Source organism: Streptomyces sp. NBC_00727 (assembly GCF_045161745.1).
Lineage (GTDB): Bacteria > Actinomycetota > Actinomycetes > Streptomycetales > Streptomycetaceae > Streptomyces.
This window is the reverse complement of the sequence record NZ_CP108981.1, coordinates 1,100,615-1,121,865: the sequence shown is the minus strand read 5'-3', so window position 1 is coordinate 1,121,865 and position 21,251 is coordinate 1,100,615. Positions and strand designations below refer to the sequence as shown.

Sequence of the window (21,251 nt, the reverse complement as noted above, 5' to 3'; positions counted from 1 at the left end):
CCGAATTCATGGCCACGAACGCCATCGACCAGACACGCCGGATGCTCTCCCTGGTGACGTATCTGCGCGAGCGCCCCGGCGCCCACGTCCAGGACGTCGCCCGGGCCTTCGGGATCACCGAGGACGAGCTGATCTCCGACCTCGACGTGCTGCCCATGTGCGGGACCAGCTTCCGGGGCGGCGACCTGCTCGACATCGACACCGACGGCGACCGCATCTGGTGGCACAACGCGGACGACGTCGCCGAACCCCTGCGGCTCGCCGCCGACGAGGCGACGGCCCTGCTGGTCGCCGCCCGCGCCGTGGCGACCCTGCCCGGGCTCCGCGAGAGCGACCGCCAGGCGCTGCTGCGCGCCACCGCCAAGCTGGAGACCGCCGCCGGCGAGGTGGGCGCGGCCAGCTCCCGGCTCTCGGTCACCTTCGAGTCCGAGGGCGGCGTCTTCGCCGAGGTGGACCGGGCGATCTCGGAGCGGCGCCGGCTCTGGCTGCGCTACTACTCGCCCGCCCGCGACGAACTCACCGAGCGCGAGGTGGACCCGATCCGGCTGTTCGCCGTCGGGCACACCTATATGGAGGCGTGGTGCCGCTCCTCCGAGGACCGGCGCACCTTCCGGCTCGACCGGGTCGCCGAGATCCGGCTGCTCGACGAGCCCGCCGCGCCGCCCGAGCTGGAGCTGCGGGACCTGTCGGCGGGGCTGGTCCAGCCGGCCGCCGAGGACCCGGAGGTCGTGATCGAGGTCGGCCCCGGCGGGCGCTGGGTCGCCGAGTACTACCCGCACGACCGGGCCGAGGAACTGCCCGACGGCGGTCTGCGGATCAGCCTGCGCACCCCCGACCCGGCCTCGCTGCGCCGGCTCGCGCTGCGGCTCGGCGGGGAGGGGCGCATCGTCTCGCCCCCGGAGCTCGCCGAGAGCGCCCGGGTCGCGGCCCGGGCGGCGCTCGCCGCGTACGACGGCGCGGCCTGAAGGGACGGCTGAGGAGACATGGGCCACCTGTCCGCGCTGCCGGGCCACGCCGCCGTATCCACCGTGCCGGTGCCGCAGTCGGCGCGCTTCAAGGCCGCCTGCCCCGACTGCCGCGCGCGGTTCGAGCTGGCGGCGGCGGAGTTCCGGCTCGTGATCGGCGCCACCAGCCGCACCACGTTCTACTCCTTCACCTGTCCCGAGTGCGCCGCGTGCGTCCGCAAGCCGGCGGGGGAGCGGATAGTGGAACTCCTCACCGACGGCGGCGTACGCACGCTGCGCCTGCACACCGGCTCCTGAGAGGCTCTGCGCATGTTCTGGCCCATGCTCGCCATCGCCCTGGGATTCCTCGGAACCGCCGTGCTCGGCGTGCTGGCCATCAAGGTGTTCGTCGAGGCCCAGCGCCTCGGCCACCAGGTGACCCGCACCACGGAACGCATCAACCGAGCCGCCGACGACCTGGAGCGCGCGGCGGCGGGGGTGGCCAAGGCGAGCAGGGACGCGCTCTGACTCTGCGGCGGGCGCGGCGGAAAGCGCTTTACCGTTGCGGCCTGTCGGCCCGGCAGGTGCGGCGGGTACGCTCGTTCGCGTGGCCTGGGAGTGAGACGCGGGCCGCAGGTGGGAGTACGCGCAGGGATTGCCCTGTGTTTACCCCCGCGGGATACCATCGCCGTCGACGCGACGGCCTGACACCGGTCCGGCCGGACCTGCAGCCCGCCCCTGCTGCCTCAGCGAAGAAGGTAAACGGATATGTTCGGAAAGTTCGGTGCCCCCGAGATCATCCTGGTTCTCGTAGTGGTCATTCTGCTGTTCGGTGCGAAGAAGCTCCCCGACATGGCGCGTTCGCTGGGCAAGTCCGCCCGCATCCTCAAGAGCGAGGCGAAGGCGATGAAGAGTGAGGGCGGCAACACAGCGGCGGCTCCCGCGGACCCGCCGAACAACGACGAGGACGTGTCGGTGCCGCGCACCATCAAGGCGGCGCCCGGCGACGTGACCAGCTCCCGTCCCGTGTCGGAGAAGACCAACCAGTCGCAGAGCTGAGCCCGTGAACTGATCAAGAGCTGATCGAAGGCCGGCCCTGGGCGTCGGCCTGCGCACGAGATGAGGACGTGGGTTGCTCAAGTCTGCCCGCAAACAGGAGAAGGACCCCGAGGGGCGGATGCCGCTCGGGGAGCATCTGCGCGAGCTCCGAAACAGGCTCGTCAAGAGCGTGTTGGCGATGGTTGTCGCGAGCGCCGTCGCCGCCTTCTTCTACAAGGACGTCATGGAGTTCTTCACGAACCCCATTCTCAAGGCCGTGGGATGCGAATACACTTTCTCCCACTTGGCCAAGGCGTCCAGTGATGCGCACTGCGCGCGTATCGTGCAGAACGGCTTGCTGAGCCCCTTCACGCTGGCCCTCACGGTCTCGTTCTCAGCGGGTGCGGTACTGGCGTCTCCGGTTTGGCTCTACCAGCTTTGGGGGTTTCTCGCCCCAGGACTTCATCGTCACGAGAAGAAATATGCTCTCGGCTTCGTGGGCGCGGGTTTCCCCTTGTTTGTTATGGGGGCATATTTCGCCTACTGGTCGCTGCCCAAGATGGCTTCCGTGATGTTGGAGTTCTCGCTCATCGGAAGCGACAACCAGCTTCCTCTCGACGATCTCCTTCAGCTGATCATGCGGATGATCCTCGTGTTCGGCCTTGCTTTTGAGCTTCCGCTGCTTCTTGTCATGCTGAACTTCGGTGGGGTTCTTTCCGGTCAGAAGATGATCGGCTGGTGGCGCGGCATGATCTTGGGCATTACGCTCTTCGCCGCTATCGCCACTCCGAGCACCGATCCGATTTCCATGCTGGCGCTTGCGGGCCCCATCTGCCTGCTGTACTTCGGGGCTACGGGTATTGCGCTGGCGAACGACCGTCGTCGGGCTCGTCGGCGCGCCGAGGGGCCCACTGATGACGAGGCTTCCGACCTTGACCTCACGCCGGAGAGCGTGGGTGCGGTCGAGCCGGTCAGTGCGAGTCGAGAGTTTCCCGAGCAGGCGACCGGCGAACGCTCGCACGCGGACGGGTATCGCGCGGATGGATATGACGACGTGACGTAGCGGGCTGCTACACGTCACGCGGAGAGGAGGCCACCGGTCATGAGGTGGTCTCCTTTCTACGTGTCACAGGGGACAAGTGGCGCAAACCCGCCAAGGGTTCGCCGAAAATCGCCTTGTGAGCGAAGAGGGGGATGAATGCCGTTCACCTGGTGTTTAGGGGCCTTCACGGCACGACATGCGTAGAGGGTCCTTTTTTGCAATCCCAGGGGAGGGGCATTTAGCATGCGTCATCGTGGTCTGATGAGGTATGCGTACCGAAACGGTAAGTGCACGAACGACCGTGGACAGGGTGACTGGGCGAAGTGCGACAAGAACTTCTACGAGGCCAGCACCACGAACACCTACGGAGGCAAGGGGAGCCGCATCAAGCTCACCGTCTGTGTCGCGAACCTCGGTGACGACCAACTGTGCGACAACCCCGTGGCTCAGCAATGACAGTTGAGTCCATCGCCTGACCTTCGTCTCGCACCGCTGTCGATGATGAGCGTTTTCGACCGTGAGCGCGACGGTTACGAGAACATCACCTGACCTTGTAGGGTCCCCGGGTGACCAGCGAGATCACCCTCTTCGTCAATCCCACCGCGGGACGCGGCCGGGGCGCGCGGGCCGCGCAGCCGGCCGCTTCCGCGTTGCGGGAGGCCGGCTTCTCCGTACGCACGATCCTCGGCGAGGACGCGGATGACGCGCTGCGCCGGGCGCGCGAGGCGGTGGCGGAGGGGACCGGGGCGCTCATAGCCGTCGGCGGGGACGGGCTGATGTCCCTGGCCCTCCAGGCGGTCGCCGGGACGCTCACCCCGCTCGGCGTCGTGGCGGTGGGCACCGGCAACGACTTCGCCCGTGCCCTGGGCCTGCCGATACGCGACCCGGAGGCGGCGGGCCGGCTCGCCGCCGACGCGCTCAAGGGCCGGGCGCCCGTGCGCGAGATCGACCTCGGCCGGGTCGGGGAGCGCTGGTTCGGGTCCGTGCTCGCCTCCGGGTTCGACTCCCGGGTCAACGACCGGGGCAACCGGATGCGCTGGGTGGGCGGGCGGTTCAAGTACGACCTGGCGATCCTCGCCGAACTCGCCGCCTTCAAGCCGGTCACGTACCGCATGACCCTCGACGACGGGCCCGCGCGCGAGATCCGGGCGACGCTCGTCGCGGTCGGCAACGGCACGGCGTACGGCGGCGGCATGCGGATCTGCGCCGACGCGGTCATGGACGACGGCCTCTTCGACGTCACGGTGGTCGGCGAGTGCAGCCGTACGACGCTGCTCAAGGTCTTCCCCCGGGTGTACAAGGGGACGCACCTCGGCCACCCCGCCGTCACCGTGCACCGGGTCTCCTCGATCACCCTCGAAGCCGTCGATGTCACCGCGTACGCGGATGGTGAACCCCTCGGCGCGCTCCCGCTGACCGCCGCCTGCGTGCCGAAGGCGGTACGAGTGCTGGGAGCCCGGGCCATGGGCGATTAAAGATCGCGTCACTGTCAGAGGTGGCGGGTAGGCTCGTGGACAAGATGACAGAGGACCTCTCACCAGCCGAGCGATACCAGGCTTTCCGGCTCCGGGCAGCCGAGCAGGCGACCGCTCTCGGGCCGTTCCGCGAGATGTACGACTTCGGTCTCGACCCGTACCAGATCGAGGCGTGCAAGGCGCTGGAGGCCGGGAAGGGCGTGCTCGTCGCGGCCCCGACCGGCTCGGGCAAGACGATCGTCGGCGAGTTCGCCGTGCACCTCGCCCTGGAGCAGGGCCGCAAGTGCTTCTACACCACGCCGATCAAGGCGCTGTCCAACCAGAAGTTCGCCGACCTGGTCCGCCGCTACGGCTCCGACAAGGTCGGCCTGCTCACCGGGGACAACAGCGTCAATGCGGACGCCCCGGTCGTCGTCATGACCACCGAGGTCCTGCGGAACATGCTCTACGCGGGCTCCCAGGCGCTGAACGGCCTCGGGTACGTGGTGATGGACGAGGTGCACTACCTCTCCGACCGCTTCCGGGGCGCCGTCTGGGAAGAGGTGATCATCCACCTGCCCCCGTCCGTCACCCTGGTCTCCCTGTCGGCGACCGTGTCCAACGCGGAGGAGTTCGGCGACTGGCTGGACACCGTGCGCGGCGACACCGAGGTGATCGTCTCCGAGCAGCGGCCCGTCCCGCTCTGGCAGCACGTGCTGGCCGGGCGCCGGATGTACGACCTCTTCGAGGAGGAGAGCGACCACGGAGGCCGGGGCACCGGCCGCCGCGAGGTCAACCCCGACCTCGTCCGCCTCGCCCGGATGGAGAACCAGCGCGGGTACAACCCGCGCGAGCGCCGGCGCGGCAAGATGGTGCGCGAGGCGGACCGCGAGCGCGAGCGGCGCCAGCGCAGCCGGATCTGGACCCCGTCGCGTCCCGAGGTCATCGACCGGCTGGATGCCGAGGGGCTCCTCCCCGCGATCACGTTCATCTTCAGCCGGGCCGCCTGCGAGGCCGCCGTACAGCAGTGCCTGCACGCCGGGCTCCGGCTCAACGACGACGACAAGCGCCGCCTGGTGCGGGAGATCGTCGAGGAGCGGACAGCGTCCATCCCGCCCGAGGACCTGCACGTCCTGGGCTACTACGAGTGGCTGGAGGGCCTGGAGCGGGGCATCGCCGCGCACCACGCCGGGATGCTCCCGAGGTTCAAGGAGATCGTCGAGGAGCTGTTCGTCCGGGGCCTGGTCAAGGCCGTCTTCGCCACGGAGACGCTCGCGCTCGGCATCAACATGCCGGCCCGCTCGGTGGTCCTGGAGAAGCTCGTCAAGTGGAACGGCGAGCAGCACGCCGACATCACCCCCGGCGAGTACACCCAGCTGACCGGCCGGGCCGGGCGGCGCGGGATCGACGTCGAGGGCCACGCCGTGGTGCTCTGGCAGCGCGGCATGGACCCGGGCGCCCTCGCCGGACTCGCCGGTACGCGCACGTACCCGCTGCGCTCCAGCTTCCGGCCGTCGTACAACATGGCCGTCAACCTCGTCCAGCAGTTCGGGCGGCACCGCTCGCGCGAGCTGCTTGAGACCTCCTTCGCGCAGTTCCAGGCGGACCGGTCGGTCGTCGGGATCTCCCGCCAGGTCCAGCGCAACGAGGAGGGCCTGGAGGGCTACCGCGAGGGAATGACCTGTCACCTCGGCGACTTCGAGGAGTACGCGCGGCTGCGCCGCGACCTCAAGGACCGGGAGACGGAGCTCGCCAAACAGGGTGCGTCCCAGCGGCGGGCCGCCGCCGCGGCGTCCCTGGAGAAGCTGAAGCCCGGCGACGTCATCCACGTGCCGACCGGCAAGTTCGCCGGTCTCGCGCTCGTCCTCGACCCCGGTCTGCCGGCCGGGCGCACCAACGGGCACGGGCACCGCGGCATGGAGTACCACGACGGGCCCCGCCCGCTGGTGCTGACGGCCGAGCGGCAGGTGAAGCGGCTCGCCTCGATCGACTTCCCGGTGCCCGTGGAGGCCGTGGAGCGGATGCGGGTGCCCAAGTCGTTCAACCCGCGCTCGCCGCAGTCGCGGCGGGACCTGGCCTCCGCGCTGCGGTCCAAGGCCGGGCACACCGTCCCGGACCGGCACCGCCGGGGGCGCGCCCCCGCCGCCGACGACCGCGAGATCGCGCGCCTGCGGTCCGAACTGCGCGCCCACCCCTGCCACGGGTGCGACGAGCGCGAGGACCACGCCCGGTGGGCGGAGCGCTTCCACCGGCTGCAGCGCGACACCCGGCAGCTGGAGCGCCGCATCGAGGGGCGCACCAACACCATCGCCCGCACCTTCGACCGGATCGTCGCCCTGCTCACCGAGCTGGACTACCTGCGCGGCAGCGAGGTCACCGAGCACGGGCGGCGGCTGGCCCGGCTCTACGGCGAGCTGGACCTGCTGGCGAGCGAGTGCCTGCGGGCCGGCGTCTGGGAGGGGCTGAACCCGGCCGAGCTCGCCGCGTGCGTCTCCGCGCTGGTGTACGAGGCGCGGCAGGCGGACGACGCGGTGGCGCCGAAGCTGCCGTCCGGGCCCGCGAAGACCGCGCTGGGCGAGATGGTCCGCATCTGGGGGCGGCTCGACGCCCTGGAGGAGGACTTCAAGATCAACCAGGCGGAGGGCGTCGGCCAGCGCGAGCCCGACCTCGGCTTCGCCTGGGCGGTCTACATGTGGGCGTCCGGCCGCCCGCTGGACGAGGTGCTGCGCGAGGCGGACATGCCGGCGGGTGACTTCGTGCGCTGGTGCAAGCAGGTCATCGACGTGCTGGGCCAGGTGGCCGCCGCCGCGCCGCGCGAGGACAGCTCGGTCGCGCGGAACGCCCGCAAGGCGGTCGACGAGGTGCTGCGGGGCGTTGTCGCGTACAGCTCCCTGGGCTGAGACACGCGGAAGCCGGCCGGATACCGCTGGGGTCCGGTCGGCTTCCCTGTGGGGTCCCTACCTCGGGGGAGGGCCGGCTAGGACCGGCCGCCTCGGCTCATTTTCATCGACGCACCCGCGCAGACCAGTCCGAGCAGGGCGGTCAGGCCGCCGATGATGACGTTGTTGAGGATGACGCCGGTGTCCGGGCTGCTGCCCACCACCCAGGGCGAGATGATCATCCAGGCGCCCATCGCGCAGATGGCCCAGCTCAGGCCGTACATCCGCCGCGGCATCGCGGTGAAACCGAGGCCGAGCACGGCGATCGCGATGCCCATGACCAGGTTGTGCGTCACCAGGGCGGACTGCGACGTGGTGAAGTGCAGTATCCACGGAGATACGGCGCAGTAGAGGCCGACCAGGAAGAGCGGCGCGTCCACGAGCGCCACGTCGCGGCCGCCCATCACGCGCGCGTAGCGGTCGCTCATCTCCGGTGCATCGGGGTGTCCGGCCATGTCGTGGCCGACGTGCGAGACGTTTGACATGAGTTTCGTCCCCTTCGGATCGTGCGGACCCGGTCACCGCCGTACGCGGGAAGTGGCCCGCACTGACCATTCTGCTCTTATTCGTCGCTTATGTGTAGGTTCGAGAGGGCTCGGTGTCCGCAGGATCCGCACCGGCCCTCGCGGCGGGCCTCGCACCGGCCCTCGCGCCGGCCCTCGCGGCGGGCCTCCGGGCCCGCCGCGAGGAACGTGATCACGCGGCGGGCGGCATGAGCACCGTGTCGACGATGTAGACCGTCGCGTTGGCGGTCGGGACATTGCCGCAGACGACCTTCGACGAGTCGTTCACGGTGTACGTCATGTCCGAGCCGGACGTCTTCAGCTCGCCCTTCTCCAGCGTCTCGAAGGAGCCCTTCTCCAGCTGCTTCGGCGTCAGCTTCTGGCCCACCACGTGGTACGTGAGGACCTTGGTGAGCGCGTCCTTGTCGGCGAGCAGCTTGTCGAGGTCCGCCTTCGGGATCTTGGCGAAGGCGTCGTTGGTCGGGGCGAACACGGTGATGTTCTGCGCGTTGTTCAGGGTGTCCACCAGGCCGGCCTTCTTGACCGCGGTGACCAGGGTGGACAGCGCCGGGTTGTTCGAGGCGGCCGTGGCGACCGGGTCGTTGGCCATGCCGTTGAAGGAGCCCGCGCCGCTCTTCGGGACCGACGCGCAGGCCGGGCCGAAGGGCTTGTCCATGTCCATGGACTTCTCGGCGGACGGCGAGGCCGGGGCCTTCGCGGAGCTGGCGCTCGCCCCGGACGCGCTGTCCTTGGAGTCGTCGGAACAGGCCGTCAGGGCCAGCGGCAGGACGAGCGCGGCGGACAGCGCGACGGCGGCGCGGCGGGCGTGGATGACCTTCATGATGTTCTCCTGTTTGGGTAACTGATTGATTACGTACAGTAGTTGACTTGGGGTGCGAACGGCCCGGGCGGGCGTCGCGTGTATCGGGGGAGGCGGCGGGGCCGCGCCGGTCAGGACACGTCGACCACCACCGAGTGCCATCCGGTCGCACCGTTGGGCACGGTGCCGACGCGGCTGCCGGTCTGGACGGCACCGGTGGAGTCCGTCGCGCGGACCTCCAGGGTGTGGCTGCCGGGGGTGGCCGGCCACTCCCACACCCACTGGCGCCAGGTGTCCCGGCCGTCCTGGGCCGCCAGCCGCGCGGGGTGCCACGGCCCGTCGTCCACCCGGACCTCGACCCGCGTGATCCCGCGGTGCTGGGCCCAGGCGACCCCGGCGACCGCCACCGTGCCGGCCTTCGGGGAGGCGAAGGGCCGCGGGGTGTCGATGCGGGCCTGGGTCTTGATGGGCGCCCGCCGGGACCAGGTCCGCTTCACCCAGTACGCGTCGTACGCGTCGAAGGTGGTCAGCTCGATGTCCTTGATCCACTTGCAGGCCGACACGTACCCGTACAGGCCGGGTACGACCATCCGGACCGGGAAGCCGTGCTCGAAGGGCAGCGGCTCCCCGTTCATGCCGAAGGCGAGCAGGGCCTCGCGACCGTCCATGACGTCCTCGACCGGCGTGCCGATCGTCATGCCGTCCACCGAACGCGCCACGAGCTGATCGGCCGGTCCCCCCTCCGACGGGGGCCGCACGCCCGCCTCCCGCAGCAGGTCGGCCAGGCGCACGCCGAGCCACCGGGCGTTGCCGACGTACGGCCCGCCCACCTCGTTGGAGACGCAGGTCAGCGTGATGTCGCGCTCGACCGCCTTGCGGCGCATCAGGTCCTGCAGGCTGAGCGTCACCGGCCGGGACACGCCCTTGCCGTGGATCCGCAGCCGCCACCCCCCGGCGTCCACCCTCGGCACGACCAGGGCCGTGTCGACGCGGTAGAAGTCCTTGTTGGGCGTGACGAAGGGGCTCAGCCCCCGGATCCCGAGATCCGCACCGGCCGGCACGGCGGGGGCGGGGGATCCGGGCACCGGGAGCTTCAGATCGCGCCGGGACGCCTCGGCCCCGGCCTGCACGGCCGACGTGAGCCGCCGCCCCAGCAGCCCGGCCCCGGCCGAGGCCACCGCGGCGGCACTCGCCGCGACGACGAACCCGCGCCGGTCGAAGCCGCTCGTGGCCCCCTCCCCCGAGGAGGGGGCCACGGCCGGGGACAGCCGGCCGGCCAGGAAGTACAGCACCCCCGCGGCCAGCACCGCGCCCACCACGGAGGGCAGGGCGTCGGAGACCCGGCCCTCGGGCCGCCCGATCGCCGCCGCCGCCCCGACCGCCCCGAAGACCAGCACGGCCGCCGACCCGGCGAGCCGGTGGCGGAGCGTCAGCAGCCCGACCGACACGGCGAACAGCGCCAGGATCGCCAGAATCCCCAGCTCCAGGACCAGCTTGTCGTTGGTCCCGAAGTTCCGTACGGCGAAGTCCTTCAGCGCCGGGGGAGTGCGGTCGATCACCGCACCGCCCACCGCCGTGACCGGACCCGCCTCGGGACGCACCAGCGCCGCCACCAGCTCGGCGACGGCCAGGGCGCAGAACCCGGCGATCACACCGCCGAGCGCCGCGCAGGCCGCACGCACCCAGCGGGACCGCCGGGGCACGGCGGCCCCGCTCTCCGGATCGTTCCGATCTTCACTCACGACGGTTATTCGGTGCCGCGCGCCGCACGGATTGGTCTGTCACCCGATCGGATGAACGCCGGGTTCCGCCAATCCGCCCAGTGGCCGGCAACGAATCACGTCCAAAGAGGCATCCGCCGCCCCTCCGTCTTCGGGGACAGGGCGTCGGGGCCGGTCCGGAAGGAGCGCAATGAGCGACAGGCGGCGACGCACGGCCGTCGTGGGCAGCGGGGTGGCGGGACTGACGGCCGCCCACATCCTGCGAAGGGCCCATGACGTGACGCTGTTCGAGGCGGACGACCGGGTGGGCGGCCACGCGCACACCCACGACCTGCCCGGGGCCGACGGCCGCGTCCACCACGTCGACTCCGGCTTCATCGTCCACAACCGGCGCACCTACCCGCACCTGCTGCGGCTCTTCGCCGAACTCGGCGTGCCCACTCAGGAGTCGGAGATGAGCATGTCCGTCCGGTGCGAGGGATGCGGCCTGGAGTACGCGGGGGCCCGCGGCCCGGCCGGTCTCCTCGCCCGCCCGGCGGCGCTCCGCGACCCCGCCTATCCGCGGATGCTCGCCGCCGTGCCCCGCTTCCACCGGCTGGCCGGGCGGCTGCTGCGGGACGGCGGACCGGACGCGGAGGCGCTGACCCTGGGGGAGTTCGCCGCGCGCGGCCGCTTCTCGCCGTACTTCACCGCCCACTTCCTGACGCCCGTGGTGGCGGCGGTCTGGTCCTGCGACCCGGTGACCGCGATGCGCTACCCGGCCCGCTACCTCTTCCGCTTCCTCGACCACCACGGCATGCTCGCGATCGGCGGTTCCCCGGCCTGGCGGACCGTCACCGGAGGCTCGCGCGCCTATGTGGAGCGGGTGACCAAGCAGCTCTCCGCCGTCCGCACCGCGACCCCGGTCCGCAGCGTCCGCCGGCACGCCGACGGCGTCGAGATCACCACCGACGACGGCACCGCCGAACCCTTCGACCACGTCGTCGTCGCCACCCACCCCGACCAGGCCCTCCGCCTCCTCGCCGACCCCACCGACGACGAGACCCGCACCCTGGGCGCCTTCCGCTACTCCCGCAACGCCACCCTGCTGCACACCGACACCCGGCTGCTGCCCGGGGCGCCCGGCGCCCGCGCCTCCTGGAACTACCTGATGCCCGACTGCGCCGCCGACGCCTCCCACGTCACCGTCAGCTACGACATGAACCGGCTCCAGCGCCTCGACGCCCCGGAGACCTTCGTCGTCACGCTGAACGGCGCCGACCGCGTCGCCCCCGGCCTCGTCCGGGCCCGCATGGTCTACGAACACCCCGTCTACACCCCGGAGTCCGTGGCCGCGCAGGCCCGGCTGCCCACCCTGTCCGGGCCGGTCACCGCCTACGCGGGCGCCTACCACGGCTGGGGGTTCCACGAGGACGGCTGCCGCTCGGGCGCCGAGGCCGCGGCCGCGCTGGGGGTGGACTGGTGAACGCCCTCTACCCGTGCACGATCACCCACATACGGACCGCGCCCAGCCGGTACGCCCTCCACCACCGCACCTACCTGTGGCTGACCGACCCCGACGGGCCCCCGCCGCTGCCGCGCGCCCTGCGCTTCCTCGCCCGCTTCGACGCCCGCGACCACTTCGGCGGCACCGCCCCGACGATCCGGGCCGGGCTCGCCCGCTTCCTGGCCGCCCGCGGCATCGACCTTGCCGACGGCACCGTCCTCATGCTGAGCCAGGCCCGGGTCTTCGGGCACGTCTTCAACCCGCTCACCGTCTACTGGTGCCGGCGCGCCGACGGCACCCCACTGTGCACGGTCGCCGAGGTGCACAACACGTACGGCGAACGCCACTGCTACCTGCTGCGCCCCGACGACCGGGGGCGGTCGGTGACCAGCAAGGAGTTCTACGTCTCGCCGTTCTTCGGCACCGACGGCGAGTACTGGATGCGGCTGCCCGAACCGGGCCCGGAGCTGCGGCTGACGGTCCGCCTGGAACGCGCCGGCACCCGCCCGTTCACCGCGACCGTCCGGGGCGAGCGGCGCCCGGCTGCCGCCCGCGTCCTGCTCGGCCTCGCCCTGCGGCACCCCTGGTCCACGGCCGTCGTCTCGGCCGCCATCCGGTTGCACGGCATCCGGCTCTACCTGCGCGGGCTGCCCGTCCGGCCCCGCCCCCACCACCGCACCCAGGAAGGCATGCGATGAGCGCCTCCACGTTCCGTACCCCGTCCGTGCCCGCCCCCGCCACGGGCGCGGGGGGCATCGACCCGGCGCACTGGCCGGACGTCGTGGCCCTGCCCCGTGCCTCCCGGCTGCGGACCGCCGTCGCCGAGCGGGTCGTCCGCCGCGCCCTGGCCCGGCTGCCGCTGCGCGTCCGCCTCGGCGGGCGGGAGGACATCGGGCTCGGCGGGCCCCTGATGGACGTCCGCGACCCCGACGCCTTCTTCCGCAGGACCGGCGCGAGCGGCCTCATCGGCTTCGGCGAGTCCTACATGGCACGCGAGTGGGACGCGCCCGACCCCGTCGGTGTGCTGACCGTCCTGGCCGGCCACGTCGCCACCCTGGTCCCGCAGCCCCTGCAACGGCTGCGCCGAGTGTGGGCGCGCCGCCGGCCCGAGGCCCAGACCGGGACCCGCGAAGGCGCCCGGGCCAACATCAGCCACCACTACGACCTGTCCAACGAGCTGTTCGCGCTCTTTCTCGACGAGACCCTCAGCTACTCATCGGCGCTCTTCCGCGGCTTCCCCGCCGAACCCGCCCTGCTGCCCGCCGCCCAGCACCGCAAGATCGACCGGCTGCTCGACCTCGCCGCCGTCGGCCCCGGCACCCGGCTCCTGGAGATCGGCACCGGCTGGGGCGAGCTCGCCCTACGCGCCGCCGCGCGCGGTGCCCACGTCGTCTCCGTCACCCTCTCCCGGGAACAGCGCGAGCTGGCCCTGCGGCGGATCGCCGTAGCCGGCCACGCGGACCGCGTCGACATCCGGCTGTGCGACTACCGGGAGATCGAGGGGACGTACGACGCGATCGTCAGCGTCGAGATGATCGAGGCGGTCGGCGCGGAGTTCTGGCCCGTCTACTTCCGCGCCCTGGACCGGCTGCTCGCCCCCGCCGGCCGGATCGCCCTCCAGGCCATCACCATGCCCGACGACCGCATGCGGGCCGGCCGGTCCACCTTCACCTGGATCCACAAGTACATCTTCCCGGGCGGCCAACTCCCGTCCACCGAGGCCATCGACCGGGTCAACGCCGCCCACACCGGACTGCGCGTGGAACGCTCCGACGGCTTCGGCACGCACTACGCCGAGACGCTCAGGCTGTGGCGCGAACGGTTCACCGCCGAGGCCTCGCAGGTCAACGCGCTCGGCTTCGACGACACCTTCCGCCGCATGTGGACCTTCTACCTCGCCTACTCCGAAGCGGGCTTCCGCTCCGGCTACCTCGATGTGCGGCAACTGCTGCTGACCCGTCAGGAACAGGAAACGGCATGACACTCACCGACAAACGCCCCGCCCACGGTGCCGCCCAGCGCATCGAACCCCTCGTCGAGCAGCTCCTCGGCGGCCGGCTCCCGGTCAGGGTGCGCATGTGGGACGGCAGCGAGACCGGCGCCGCCGACGGCCCCCTGATCCACATCCGGGCCCGCCGCGCCCTGCGCCGCCTCCTGTGGGAACCGGGCGAACTGGGCCTCGCGGAGGCGTACATCACCGGTGACATCGACATCGAGGGCGACCTCGCCGACGGCCTGCGAGCCGTGCGCCGCGCCGTACGCGAGCGCGGACTCGCCGCACCCCGCCCCCGCCTCGCCGACCGGCTGCGCGCCGCCGGGACCGCCGTGCGCCTCGGCGCGGCCGGGCCCCGGCCGCCCGTGCCCGCCGCCCGCGCCACCGGACTCGACGGCTCCCTGCACAGCAAGGCCCGCGACCGGGCCGCGATCAGCCACCACTACGACCTCTCCAACGCCTTCTACGCCCTCCTCCTCGACGAGACGATGGCGTACTCCTGCGGCTACTGGACCAGCGACGAACCCGGCTACGGCCCGGCCGACGCGCAGCGCGACAAGCTGGAGCTGATCTGCGGAAAGCTGGGTCTGCGCCCCGGTGCGCGGCTGCTGGACATCGGCTGCGGCTGGGGCTCGCTGACGCTGTACGCGGCCCAGCGGCACGGCGTCCGGGTCACCGCGGTCACCCTCGCCGCCGAGCAGGCGGCGTACGTGCGCAAGCAGGTCGCCGACCGCGGTCTCGCGGACCTGGTGGAGGTGCGCTGCTGCGACTACCGCGACATCGCGGCGGCCCCGGACCACGAGGGCGGCTACGACGCGGTGTCCACCATCGAGATGGGCGAGCACGTCGGGGACGCCCAGTACCCGGCCTTCGCGGCGACCCTGCACGGCATGGTCCGCCCGCGCGGCCGGGTGCTCGTCCAGCAGATGTCGCGCGGGCGCAACGCGCCGGGCGGCGGCGCGTTCATCGAGGCGTACATCGCGCCCGACATGCACATGCGCCCGCTCGGAGAGACCGTCGGGCTGCTGGAGGGCGCCGGGTTGGAGGTGCGCGACGTCCACGGGCTGCGGGAGCACTACGTCCGGACCGTCGACGCATGGCGCCGGACCCTGGAGGAGAACGAGGCGCGGTTCACGGACCTGGTCGGCGAGGAGACCGTACGGGTGTGGCGGCTGTATCTGGCCGGCGGCGCCCTCGCGTTCGCGGAGCGGCGGATGGGCGTGGACCAGATCCTCGCCGTACGGCCCGGTGGCGACGGGGGGTCGGGGATGCCGGACACCCGCGATGAACTCCGCGCGGATGCGGGCGCGTCATGAGCGGCTTCGCCTGGGAGGCGTTCGCGCGGGGCCTCGCACCCTGCGCGGGCGCCGCCCTGCTCGTCCTGCTCGCCGCGTTCGCGGCCGGGGTGCGCCGGGGCATGCACCGGGGCGTGGACGTGGCCTGGGGCCTGGGCTTCGCCGCGGTAGCCCTCGTCTCGTACGGACTGTCGGCGGCGGAGGGGGACGCCACGCGCCGGCTGCTCGTCACGGTGCTCACCGCGCTCTGGGGGCTGCGCCTGGGATGGCACATCGCCCGGCGCGGGCGGGGCCACGGCGAGGACCCGCGCTACGAGAAGATGCTCGCCAAGGCGCCCGGCAACCCCGACCTCCACGCCCTGCGGAAGGTCTATCTGGTCCAGGGCGCCCTGGTCTGGCTGATCTCGCTCCCCGTGCAGGCGGCCGGATACCTCACCGGGCCGGTCAACGCCCTCGCCTGGGCCGGCACCGCGCTCTGGGCGGTCGGCATGTTCTTCGAGGCCGTGGGCGACCACCAGCTCGCCCGGTTCAAGGCCGCCCCCCGCAACCGGGGGAAGATCATGGACCGGGGGCTGTGGTCCTGGACCCGGCACCCCAACTACTTCGGGGACTTCTGCGTCTGGTGGGGCCTGTTCCTGATCGTCTGCCAGGCCCCGGCCGCCGCCGCGGCGACGCTGGTGGCGCCCGCCCTGATGACGTATCTGCTCATCGGCGGCAGCGGCAAGGCCCTGCTGGAACGGCACATGGCCGACCGCCCCGGCTTCGCCGCGTACGCCGCACGCACCAGCGGCTTCTTCCCGCGCCCGCCGCGCCGGGGCTGAGGAGGGCCGGCCCGGGGTGCACCGGGCCGGCCGCTCACGCCGGCAGCTTCATCAGCGCCAGCGGATCCGAGGTCGGCCGCGCCGAGCCGCCCGTCGGTTCGACGGTGATGCCCATGCCCGTCGCCCCGTCCACCGGACCGTCGAGCAGGGCCGTGTACGTCGTCGAGGACGGGCCCGAGGCCTGCATCAGGCCCGCCGAACGCATCGTGCCGCCGTCGTCGAACCACAGCTGGTACACCTTGCCGCTCGGGGCGTCGGCCAGCCCGGTGGCCAGGAACACCGCGCGGTCCTCGCTCCGGGAGACCACCACCGTGCCCTGCGCCCCGTCCTCCAGCGTGCCGGACGAGGTCTTCGCGTCGGGGGCGGCCAGCACCCGGGCCACCTGCTCGGCCTGGCGCCGGGTGGCGTCCGCCTGCTGCTGGGCGTCCCGCGCCTCCTGGTGCTGCCACACGGCGACCCCGCCGAGACCCACCGCCCCGGCCAGGCAGGCGGCGAGCGCGAACCGCGACCACCTTGCGGCCCCGGACCGGCGGTCCGACGCGCGTTCGCGGCGGGAGACGTCCGGCGGCTCCTGGCGTACGGTCGTGATCTCCCGCAGCACCCGCTCCCGCAGCTCCCGGGAGGCCGGCACGGCGGCGGCCAGGCCGAGCCGCGTCGCGGTCTCGGAGAGCTCGCGCACCTCGATGGAGCACGCGTCGCAGTCGCCGAGGTGCCGTTCGAAGTCCCGGCGTTCCGTGTCCGGCAGGGCGTGCAGGGCGTAGGCGCCCGTCAGTGTGTGCAGTCCGGCGTCGGTCATGAGCTCACCCCCAGGCAGTCGCGCATCCGGATCAGCCCGTCGCGCAGTCGAGTCTTGATCGTGCCGAGCGGCACCGCGAGCAGTTCGGCCACCTCGCGATAGGTCAGCCCCTGGTAGTACGCCAGGGTGACGGACTCCCGCTGGAGCTCGGAGAGGGTCCGCATGCAGCGGCGCACCTGCTCGCGCTCCAGCCGGGTCTCGACCTGTTCGGTGACCTCGTCGAAGGCGGGCGTGCGGTCGAGCAGCGCGGCCTTGTGCTCGCGGGCGGCCGACGCCTGCGCGGAGCGGACCCGGTCGACGGCGCGGCGGTGGGCCAGGGTGAGCACCCAGTTCATGGCGCTGCCCCGGGCCGCCTGGAAGCGGGACGCGGTGCGCCACACCTCCACCAGGACCTCCTGGGCGACCTCCTCCGACTGGGCGGGGTCGCGCAGCACTCCGCGTACGAGCCCGAGCACCGGACCGTTCACCGCGTCGTAGACCTGGGCGAAGGCGTCCTGGTCGCCCCGGGCGACCCTTCCCATCAGCTCCTGGAGATCCGGCCCCGCCGAGGCCGTTCCGCTGATGTACACGGCTTCTTTCACGCGGGGGTCCCTTCGGTGGTCATCGCTCTCCGGAGGTGATTCGGAGCCGGTGCCGGTGCGGATTGGCCGGAAGCGGCAGATCCTGCCACGACCGCGCGGCGGCGCGGACCGTTCAGGGGACGCGATACATCGCGGTTGACGCACTTTCGGAAATCGAGCTATGTTCGGCCACGAGTATTCGGTGCCGGAATGATTGCGGGGGTGGGTGCGGTGGCCAAGCGGCGAAAACTCGGCAATCCGCTGGCGCTCACGGTGATGGTGCTGCTCGCCGAGCGGTCCATGCACCCGTACGAGATCGCCCAGACCCTCCGCAGGCGCGGCAAGCAGCACAGCGTCAAGATCAACTTCGGCTCGCTGTACACCGTCGTCCAGAACCTGGAGAAGCACGGGTACGTCGAGGTGGCGGGCGTACAGCGGCAGGGCAACCGCCCCGAACGCACGCTGTACGGCATCACCGAGGCCGGGCGCGCCGAGATGCTGGACTGGCTCTCCGACCTGATCGCGGTGCCGGCCGAGGAGTACCCCGCCTTCGACACCGCCCTCGCCCTGCTCCCCGTACTGCCGCCGGACGAGGTGAACGAACTACTCGGGGACCGCGAGCAGGCGCAGTCGATGCAGGCGGCGGCGCTGCGCGGGGTGCTGGGCCAGCTCGGGGACTCGCTGCCCCGGGTCTTCATCGTGGAGACGGAGTACCAGGTCCACATGCTGGAGGCGCAGGTGGAATGGATCGCCAAGTTCCGCAAGGAGATCGGCGAGGCCACCATCAGCGGCATCGAGGAGTGGAGGTCGTTCCACGAGACCGGCGAGGTCCCGCAGGACTGGCAGGACCTCGACGAGCAGGACTAGGCACAGAGGAGACGAGCAGGACCAGGCACAGAGGAGACGAGCAGGACCAGGCACAGAGGAAAAGACCCCGACGGGGCTGTTGGAGCAGCTTCCGCCGGGGTCTCGAACCCCAAGCCGGACGGCCGTGGAGGCGGCCCGGGCCATCGAGGTGCGGCACACCCAGGATAGCCCGGCACTCCTCACGCGGACCGGCCCGGCCCGACGGCGTCCGAGCCCCGGACGCCCGGCCGACCACAGGAGAACTCCGCCATGAGTACCCGTGCGCCCGCTGTCGAGGCGCGACAACTCGTCAAGACCTATCCGGGAGGGGTCACCGCGCTGCGCGGCATGGACCTCACCGTCGCCCCCGGCACCGTCCTCGGCCTCCTCGGGCCCAACGGTGCCGGGAAGTCCACCACCGTCAAGATCCTCACCACCCTCGCCCGCCCCGACTCCGGGACCGCGTCCGTCGCCGGCCACGACGCCCTGGCCCACCCGGACCGGGTGCGCCGCGCGATCGGCGTGGTCGCCCAGAAGTCCGGTGCCGACCCGGTCGCCACCGGCCGCGAGAACCTGCTCCTCCAGGGCCGGCTCCACGGGATGCGGGGCGCCGCCGTGCAGCGCCGCGCGGACGGGCTGCTGGCGCGCTTCGCCCTCGCGGACGCGGGAAAGCGCCTGGTCAAGGGGTACTCCGGCGGCATGCTCCGCCGGCTGGACGTGGCCCTCGGGCTGATGCACCGGCCCGAGGTGCTGTTCCTGGACGAGCCGACGACCGGCCTCGACCCGGAGTCCCGTACGGCGATGTGGGAGGAGATATCCCGGCTGGCCGGTGACGAGGGCCTGACCATCGTGCTCACCACGCATTACCTGGAGGAGGCGGACCGGCTCGCCGAACGCATCGCGATCGTCGACCGCGGCCGGATAGTCGTCGAGGGCACCCCGGACGAGCTCAAGGGCGAACTGCGCGGCGACGCCGTCCACGTGGAGCTGCGCGCCGACGCCGGACCCGAGGCCGTCACCGCGCTCGCCGGGCTGCCCGGGGTGCACGAGGCGGTGGCCGAAGGGCGCCGAGTCAGCGTCCGGGCCGAGGACGGCGCCGCCGCAGTCCCCGTACTGCTGGCCGCACTGGAGCGGGCCGGGGCCGCCGTCGCGGCGGCCACCGTCGCCCGTCCCTCGCTCGACGACGTCTATCTCCGCTACGCGGGCCGCCGCTTCCAGGAGGCGGAGACCGAACCGGCGAACACCCCCGGACCGGCCCTCACGGCGGGAGGCGCCCGATGAGCGGTCAGGCCCTGGCCCAGACCTGGTACATGACGCAGCGCCAGCTGATGTCCATCTTCCGGCAGCCCGTCTTCCTCGCGATCTCCCTGATCCAGCCGGTGATCTGGCTGTTCCTGTTCGGCAACCTGTTCCGGAAGGTCGTCGAGCTCGGCGGCTTCGGCACCACCTCCTACCTGGACTACCTCGTCCCCGGCATCGTCGTGATGAGCGCGCTCGGATCGAGCATGTGGGCCGGGATGGGCACCCTGGAGGAGATCGAGCGCGGCACCCTCAACCGCTTCCTCACCACGCCCGTCAGCCGCAACGCCCTGATGAACGCCAACGTCGTGCAGAACGGCATCGCCACCACCGCCCAGTCCGTGGTCATCCTGCTGCTCGGCCGGGCGGCGGGTGCCGGCTACCCGGGCGGCGCCGTCGGACTGCTGATCCTGGTCGTCGCCTCGGTGCTGCTCGGCACCGTCTTCGGGGCGCTGTCCAACGCCGTGGGCATGATCGTCCGGGAGCGGGAGTCGATCATCGGCATCAACACCTTCCTGCTGATGCCGCTGACCTTCCTGTCCACGTCCTTCATGGCCCCGAGCCAGATGCCCGGCTGGATGCGGGACATCGCCGCCTTCAACCCGGTCAACTGGGCCATGCTGGCCGGACGTTCCGCGCTGGGTGCCGATCCCGACTGGCAGCTGGTCGTCACCCGCTGCGGCGGGCTGGTGCTGCTCGCCCTGGCCTCCGTGGCGCTGTCGACCCGTACGTTCCGCTCGTACCAGAAGTCCGTCTGACGGACAGCCCGGCGACATGGCTGTGCCCCGGTCCGCCGGACCGGGGCACAGGAGCCGGACGTACGGGAGGGCTTACGCCGCGCCCTCCTGCTCGCGTTCCACCTGCTCGTTCCACTGGCGCTTGACGGAGCGCCAGGACTCGTCGTCGTGGCCGAGCCGCCAGTAGCCGGAGATCGACAGCTGGGACGCCGGGATCGCGCGCTCCAGGCGCAGGTGGCGGCGGATGTCCTTCACGAAGCCCGCCTCGCCGTGGACGAACGCCTGGACGTCGCCGGGCGGGAACTCCAGGCCCTTCACGGCCTCGGTGAGCGCCTCACCGACCGGGCGGCCGGCCCGGTGCAGCCACGTGATCACGACGCCGTCCGGCGTGGCGGTCTTCTGCTCCTCCGCCGCGTCCTCCACCTCGACGAACGCGCGCACCACCGCACCCGCCGGCATCTGCTCCAGCGCGGCGGCGACGGCCGGCAGCGCGCTCTCGTCGCCCACCAGCAGGTGCCAGTCCGCCGATGCGTCGGGGGCGTAACCACCGCCGGGGCCCAGGAACGTCACCTGGTCACCGGCCTCGGCGCGGGCCGCCCAGGGCCCGGCGAGGCCCTCGTCGCCGTGCACCACGAAGTCGATCGCCAGCTCCCGGGCGGCGGCGTCCCACGAACGCACCGTGTAGGTACGGGTGGTGGGCCACAGCTCGCGGGGGTACTCCTCACGGATGCGGGCGATGTCGAAGGGGTGCTCGTAGTCCGCGCCCTCGGGGGCGAAGCACAGCTTGAGGTAGTGATCGGTATAGCCCGCGAGCGCGAAATCGGCGAGACCGTCACCGCCGAGCACCACCCGGATCATGTGCGGGGTGATCTGCTCGGTGCGCAGGACCTGCGCCCCCTGAGCCTTCGGTGCCCGCCGCTCCGGTCGTTCTGCCACGAGGTCTGCTCCCTGTTGCCG

22 protein-coding genes are annotated in these 21,251 nt (G+C 72.0%); 16 read left to right on the top strand and 6 right to left on the bottom strand.

The genetic code is table 11. The features are described 5' to 3' along the window. Nucleotides 1–8: 8 nt before the first annotated feature. From OG242_RS04855 to OG242_RS04820, 8 genes are all read left to right on the top strand, one after another. Nucleotides 9–965 (top strand): YafY family protein, encoded by a 957-nt coding sequence (locus tag OG242_RS04855; protein WP_136315823.1) that lies wholly within the window; start codon nucleotides 9–11, stop codon nucleotides 963–965. Between the two features lie 18 nt (nucleotides 966–983). Continuing rightward, nucleotides 984–1,262 carry a hypothetical protein gene (locus OG242_RS04850; protein ID WP_136315822.1) on the top strand — a complete coding sequence of 93 codons (279 nt, stop codon included), beginning with the start codon at nucleotides 984–986 and terminating at the stop codon, nucleotides 1,260–1,262. 12 nt (nucleotides 1,263–1,274) lie between these two features. Continuing rightward, nucleotides 1,275–1,472: a hypothetical protein gene (locus tag OG242_RS04845; RefSeq protein ID WP_405896957.1), complete on the top strand. Its 198-nt coding sequence runs from the start codon at nucleotides 1,275–1,277 to the stop codon at nucleotides 1,470–1,472. Between the two features lie 240 nt (nucleotides 1,473–1,712). Further along, nucleotides 1,713–2,003: a Sec-independent protein translocase subunit TatA gene (tatA, locus tag OG242_RS04840; RefSeq protein WP_405896956.1), complete on the top strand. Its 291-nt coding sequence runs from the start codon at nucleotides 1,713–1,715 to the stop codon at nucleotides 2,001–2,003. Nucleotides 2,004–2,076: 73 nt separating this feature from the next. Beyond that, nucleotides 2,077–3,045: a twin-arginine translocase subunit TatC gene (gene tatC / locus OG242_RS04835; protein WP_405896955.1), complete on the top strand. Its 969-nt coding sequence runs from the start codon at nucleotides 2,077–2,079 to the stop codon at nucleotides 3,043–3,045. A gap of 240 nt (nucleotides 3,046–3,285) precedes the next feature. Then, on the top strand, nucleotides 3,286–3,480 hold the full coding sequence (locus OG242_RS04830; RefSeq protein WP_405896954.1) for a hypothetical protein: 195 nt from the start codon (nucleotides 3,286–3,288) through the stop codon (nucleotides 3,478–3,480). Between the two features lie 110 nt (nucleotides 3,481–3,590). Beyond that, on the top strand, nucleotides 3,591–4,499 hold the full coding sequence (locus OG242_RS04825) for a diacylglycerol kinase (protein WP_405896953.1): 909 nt from the start codon (nucleotides 3,591–3,593) through the stop codon (nucleotides 4,497–4,499). Between the two features lie 44 nt (nucleotides 4,500–4,543). Beyond that, nucleotides 4,544–7,378 (top strand): DEAD/DEAH box helicase, encoded by a 2,835-nt coding sequence (locus OG242_RS04820; protein WP_405901507.1) that lies wholly within the window; start codon nucleotides 4,544–4,546, stop codon nucleotides 7,376–7,378. 77 nt (nucleotides 7,379–7,455) lie between these two features. Here the strand turns inward: OG242_RS04820 and OG242_RS04815 are convergent, their stop codons facing one another. From OG242_RS04815 to OG242_RS04805, 3 genes are all read right to left on the bottom strand, one after another. Next, nucleotides 7,456–7,902 (bottom strand): SPW repeat protein, encoded by a 447-nt coding sequence (locus OG242_RS04815; protein ID WP_405896952.1) that lies wholly within the window; start codon nucleotides 7,900–7,902, stop codon nucleotides 7,456–7,458. A gap of 211 nt (nucleotides 7,903–8,113) precedes the next feature. Beyond that, nucleotides 8,114–8,761, bottom strand: a complete 648-nt coding sequence (locus OG242_RS04810) for a fasciclin domain-containing protein (RefSeq protein ID WP_405896951.1) — start codon at nucleotides 8,759–8,761, stop codon at nucleotides 8,114–8,116. A 110-nt stretch (nucleotides 8,762–8,871) separates the two neighbouring features. Continuing rightward, nucleotides 8,872–10,422: a sulfite oxidase gene (locus OG242_RS04805; RefSeq protein ID WP_405901506.1), complete on the bottom strand. Its 1,551-nt coding sequence runs from the start codon at nucleotides 10,420–10,422 to the stop codon at nucleotides 8,872–8,874. 229 nt (nucleotides 10,423–10,651) lie between these two features. On the opposite strand from OG242_RS04805, the gene OG242_RS04800 reads away from it, so the two are divergent. From OG242_RS04800 to OG242_RS04780, 5 genes are read left to right on the top strand one after another with little or no spacing between them, the layout of a single operon-like run. Beyond that, nucleotides 10,652–11,926 (top strand): NAD(P)/FAD-dependent oxidoreductase, encoded by a 1,275-nt coding sequence (locus OG242_RS04800; RefSeq protein ID WP_405896950.1) that lies wholly within the window; start codon nucleotides 10,652–10,654, stop codon nucleotides 11,924–11,926. Next, nucleotides 11,923–12,645, top strand: coding sequence for a DUF1365 domain-containing protein (locus OG242_RS04795; RefSeq protein ID WP_405896949.1), 723 nt, complete (start codon nucleotides 11,923–11,925; stop codon nucleotides 12,643–12,645). Before OG242_RS04800 ends, OG242_RS04795 begins: the two co-directional genes overlap by 4 nt. Continuing rightward, nucleotides 12,642–13,928 carry a class I SAM-dependent methyltransferase gene (locus tag OG242_RS04790; RefSeq protein ID WP_405896948.1) on the top strand — a complete coding sequence of 429 codons (1,287 nt, stop codon included), beginning with the start codon at nucleotides 12,642–12,644 and terminating at the stop codon, nucleotides 13,926–13,928. The genes OG242_RS04795 and OG242_RS04790 overlap by 4 nt, the downstream gene beginning before the upstream one ends. Beyond that, entirely contained in the window at nucleotides 13,925–15,256 is a 1,332-nt protein-coding gene (locus OG242_RS04785; RefSeq protein ID WP_405896947.1) for a class I SAM-dependent methyltransferase, read from the top strand. The genes OG242_RS04790 and OG242_RS04785 overlap by 4 nt, the downstream gene beginning before the upstream one ends. Continuing rightward, on the top strand, nucleotides 15,253–16,056 hold the full coding sequence (locus OG242_RS04780) for a DUF1295 domain-containing protein (RefSeq protein ID WP_405896946.1): 804 nt from the start codon (nucleotides 15,253–15,255) through the stop codon (nucleotides 16,054–16,056). The genes OG242_RS04785 and OG242_RS04780 overlap by 4 nt, the downstream gene beginning before the upstream one ends. Before the next feature lie 34 nt (nucleotides 16,057–16,090). Here OG242_RS04780 and OG242_RS04775 read toward each other — a convergent pair whose 3' ends face one another. Continuing rightward, nucleotides 16,091–16,852 carry an anti-sigma factor domain-containing protein gene (locus OG242_RS04775; protein ID WP_405896945.1) on the bottom strand — a complete coding sequence of 254 codons (762 nt, stop codon included), beginning with the start codon at nucleotides 16,850–16,852 and terminating at the stop codon, nucleotides 16,091–16,093. Further along, nucleotides 16,849–17,433, bottom strand: coding sequence for a sigma-70 family RNA polymerase sigma factor (locus OG242_RS04770; protein ID WP_405896944.1), 585 nt, complete (start codon nucleotides 17,431–17,433; stop codon nucleotides 16,849–16,851). Before OG242_RS04770 ends, OG242_RS04775 begins: the two co-directional genes overlap by 4 nt. Before the next feature lie 210 nt (nucleotides 17,434–17,643). On the opposite strand from OG242_RS04770, the gene OG242_RS04765 reads away from it, so the two are divergent. The 3 genes from OG242_RS04765 (at nucleotide 17,644) to OG242_RS04755 (ending at nucleotide 20,315) form a co-directional block, all read left to right on the top strand. After that, the gene (locus OG242_RS04765) at nucleotides 17,644–18,279 is read left to right on the top strand and encodes a PadR family transcriptional regulator (protein WP_405896943.1); all 636 of its coding nucleotides are present in this window, start codon (nucleotides 17,644–17,646) and stop codon (nucleotides 18,277–18,279) included. A 249-nt stretch (nucleotides 18,280–18,528) separates the two neighbouring features. After that, nucleotides 18,529–19,539 carry an ATP-binding cassette domain-containing protein gene (locus OG242_RS04760; protein WP_405896942.1) on the top strand — a complete coding sequence of 337 codons (1,011 nt, stop codon included), beginning with the start codon at nucleotides 18,529–18,531 and terminating at the stop codon, nucleotides 19,537–19,539. Beyond that, the gene (locus OG242_RS04755; RefSeq protein WP_405896941.1) at nucleotides 19,536–20,315 is read left to right on the top strand and encodes an ABC transporter permease; all 780 of its coding nucleotides are present in this window, start codon (nucleotides 19,536–19,538) and stop codon (nucleotides 20,313–20,315) included. Before OG242_RS04760 ends, OG242_RS04755 begins: the two co-directional genes overlap by 4 nt. Nucleotides 20,316–20,387: 72 nt before the next feature. Here the strand turns inward: OG242_RS04755 and OG242_RS04750 are convergent, their stop codons facing one another. Then, entirely contained in the window at nucleotides 20,388–21,230 is an 843-nt protein-coding gene (locus OG242_RS04750) for a siderophore-interacting protein (RefSeq protein ID WP_405896940.1), read from the bottom strand. Nucleotides 21,231–21,251 lie beyond the last annotated feature (21 nt).

Coding starts and splice junctions, on each gene's coding strand:
- OG242_RS04855 (WP_136315823.1), top strand. CDS start 9: ATGGCCACGAACGCCATCGACCAGACACGCCGGATGCTCTCCCTGGTG.
- OG242_RS04850 (WP_136315822.1), top strand. CDS start 984: ATGGGCCACCTGTCCGCGCTGCCGGGCCACGCCGCCGTATCCACCGTG.
- OG242_RS04845 (WP_405896957.1), top strand. CDS start 1,275: ATGTTCTGGCCCATGCTCGCCATCGCCCTGGGATTCCTCGGAACCGCC.
- tatA (WP_405896956.1), top strand. CDS start 1,713: ATGTTCGGAAAGTTCGGTGCCCCCGAGATCATCCTGGTTCTCGTAGTG.
- OG242_RS04830 (WP_405896954.1), top strand. CDS start 3,286: ATGAGGTATGCGTACCGAAACGGTAAGTGCACGAACGACCGTGGACAG.
- OG242_RS04820 (WP_405901507.1), top strand. CDS start 4,544: ATGACAGAGGACCTCTCACCAGCCGAGCGATACCAGGCTTTCCGGCTC.
- OG242_RS04815 (WP_405896952.1), bottom strand. CDS start 7,902: ATGTCAAACGTCTCGCACGTCGGCCACGACATGGCCGGACACCCCGAT.
- OG242_RS04810 (WP_405896951.1), bottom strand. CDS start 8,761: ATGAAGGTCATCCACGCCCGCCGCGCCGCCGTCGCGCTGTCCGCCGCG.
- OG242_RS04800 (WP_405896950.1), top strand. CDS start 10,652: ATGAGCGACAGGCGGCGACGCACGGCCGTCGTGGGCAGCGGGGTGGCG.
- OG242_RS04790 (WP_405896948.1), top strand. CDS start 12,642: ATGAGCGCCTCCACGTTCCGTACCCCGTCCGTGCCCGCCCCCGCCACG.
- OG242_RS04785 (WP_405896947.1), top strand. CDS start 13,925: ATGACACTCACCGACAAACGCCCCGCCCACGGTGCCGCCCAGCGCATC.
- OG242_RS04780 (WP_405896946.1), top strand. CDS start 15,253: ATGAGCGGCTTCGCCTGGGAGGCGTTCGCGCGGGGCCTCGCACCCTGC.
- OG242_RS04775 (WP_405896945.1), bottom strand. CDS start 16,852: ATGACCGACGCCGGACTGCACACACTGACGGGCGCCTACGCCCTGCAC.
- OG242_RS04760 (WP_405896942.1), top strand. CDS start 18,529: ATGAGTACCCGTGCGCCCGCTGTCGAGGCGCGACAACTCGTCAAGACC.
- OG242_RS04755 (WP_405896941.1), top strand. CDS start 19,536: ATGAGCGGTCAGGCCCTGGCCCAGACCTGGTACATGACGCAGCGCCAG.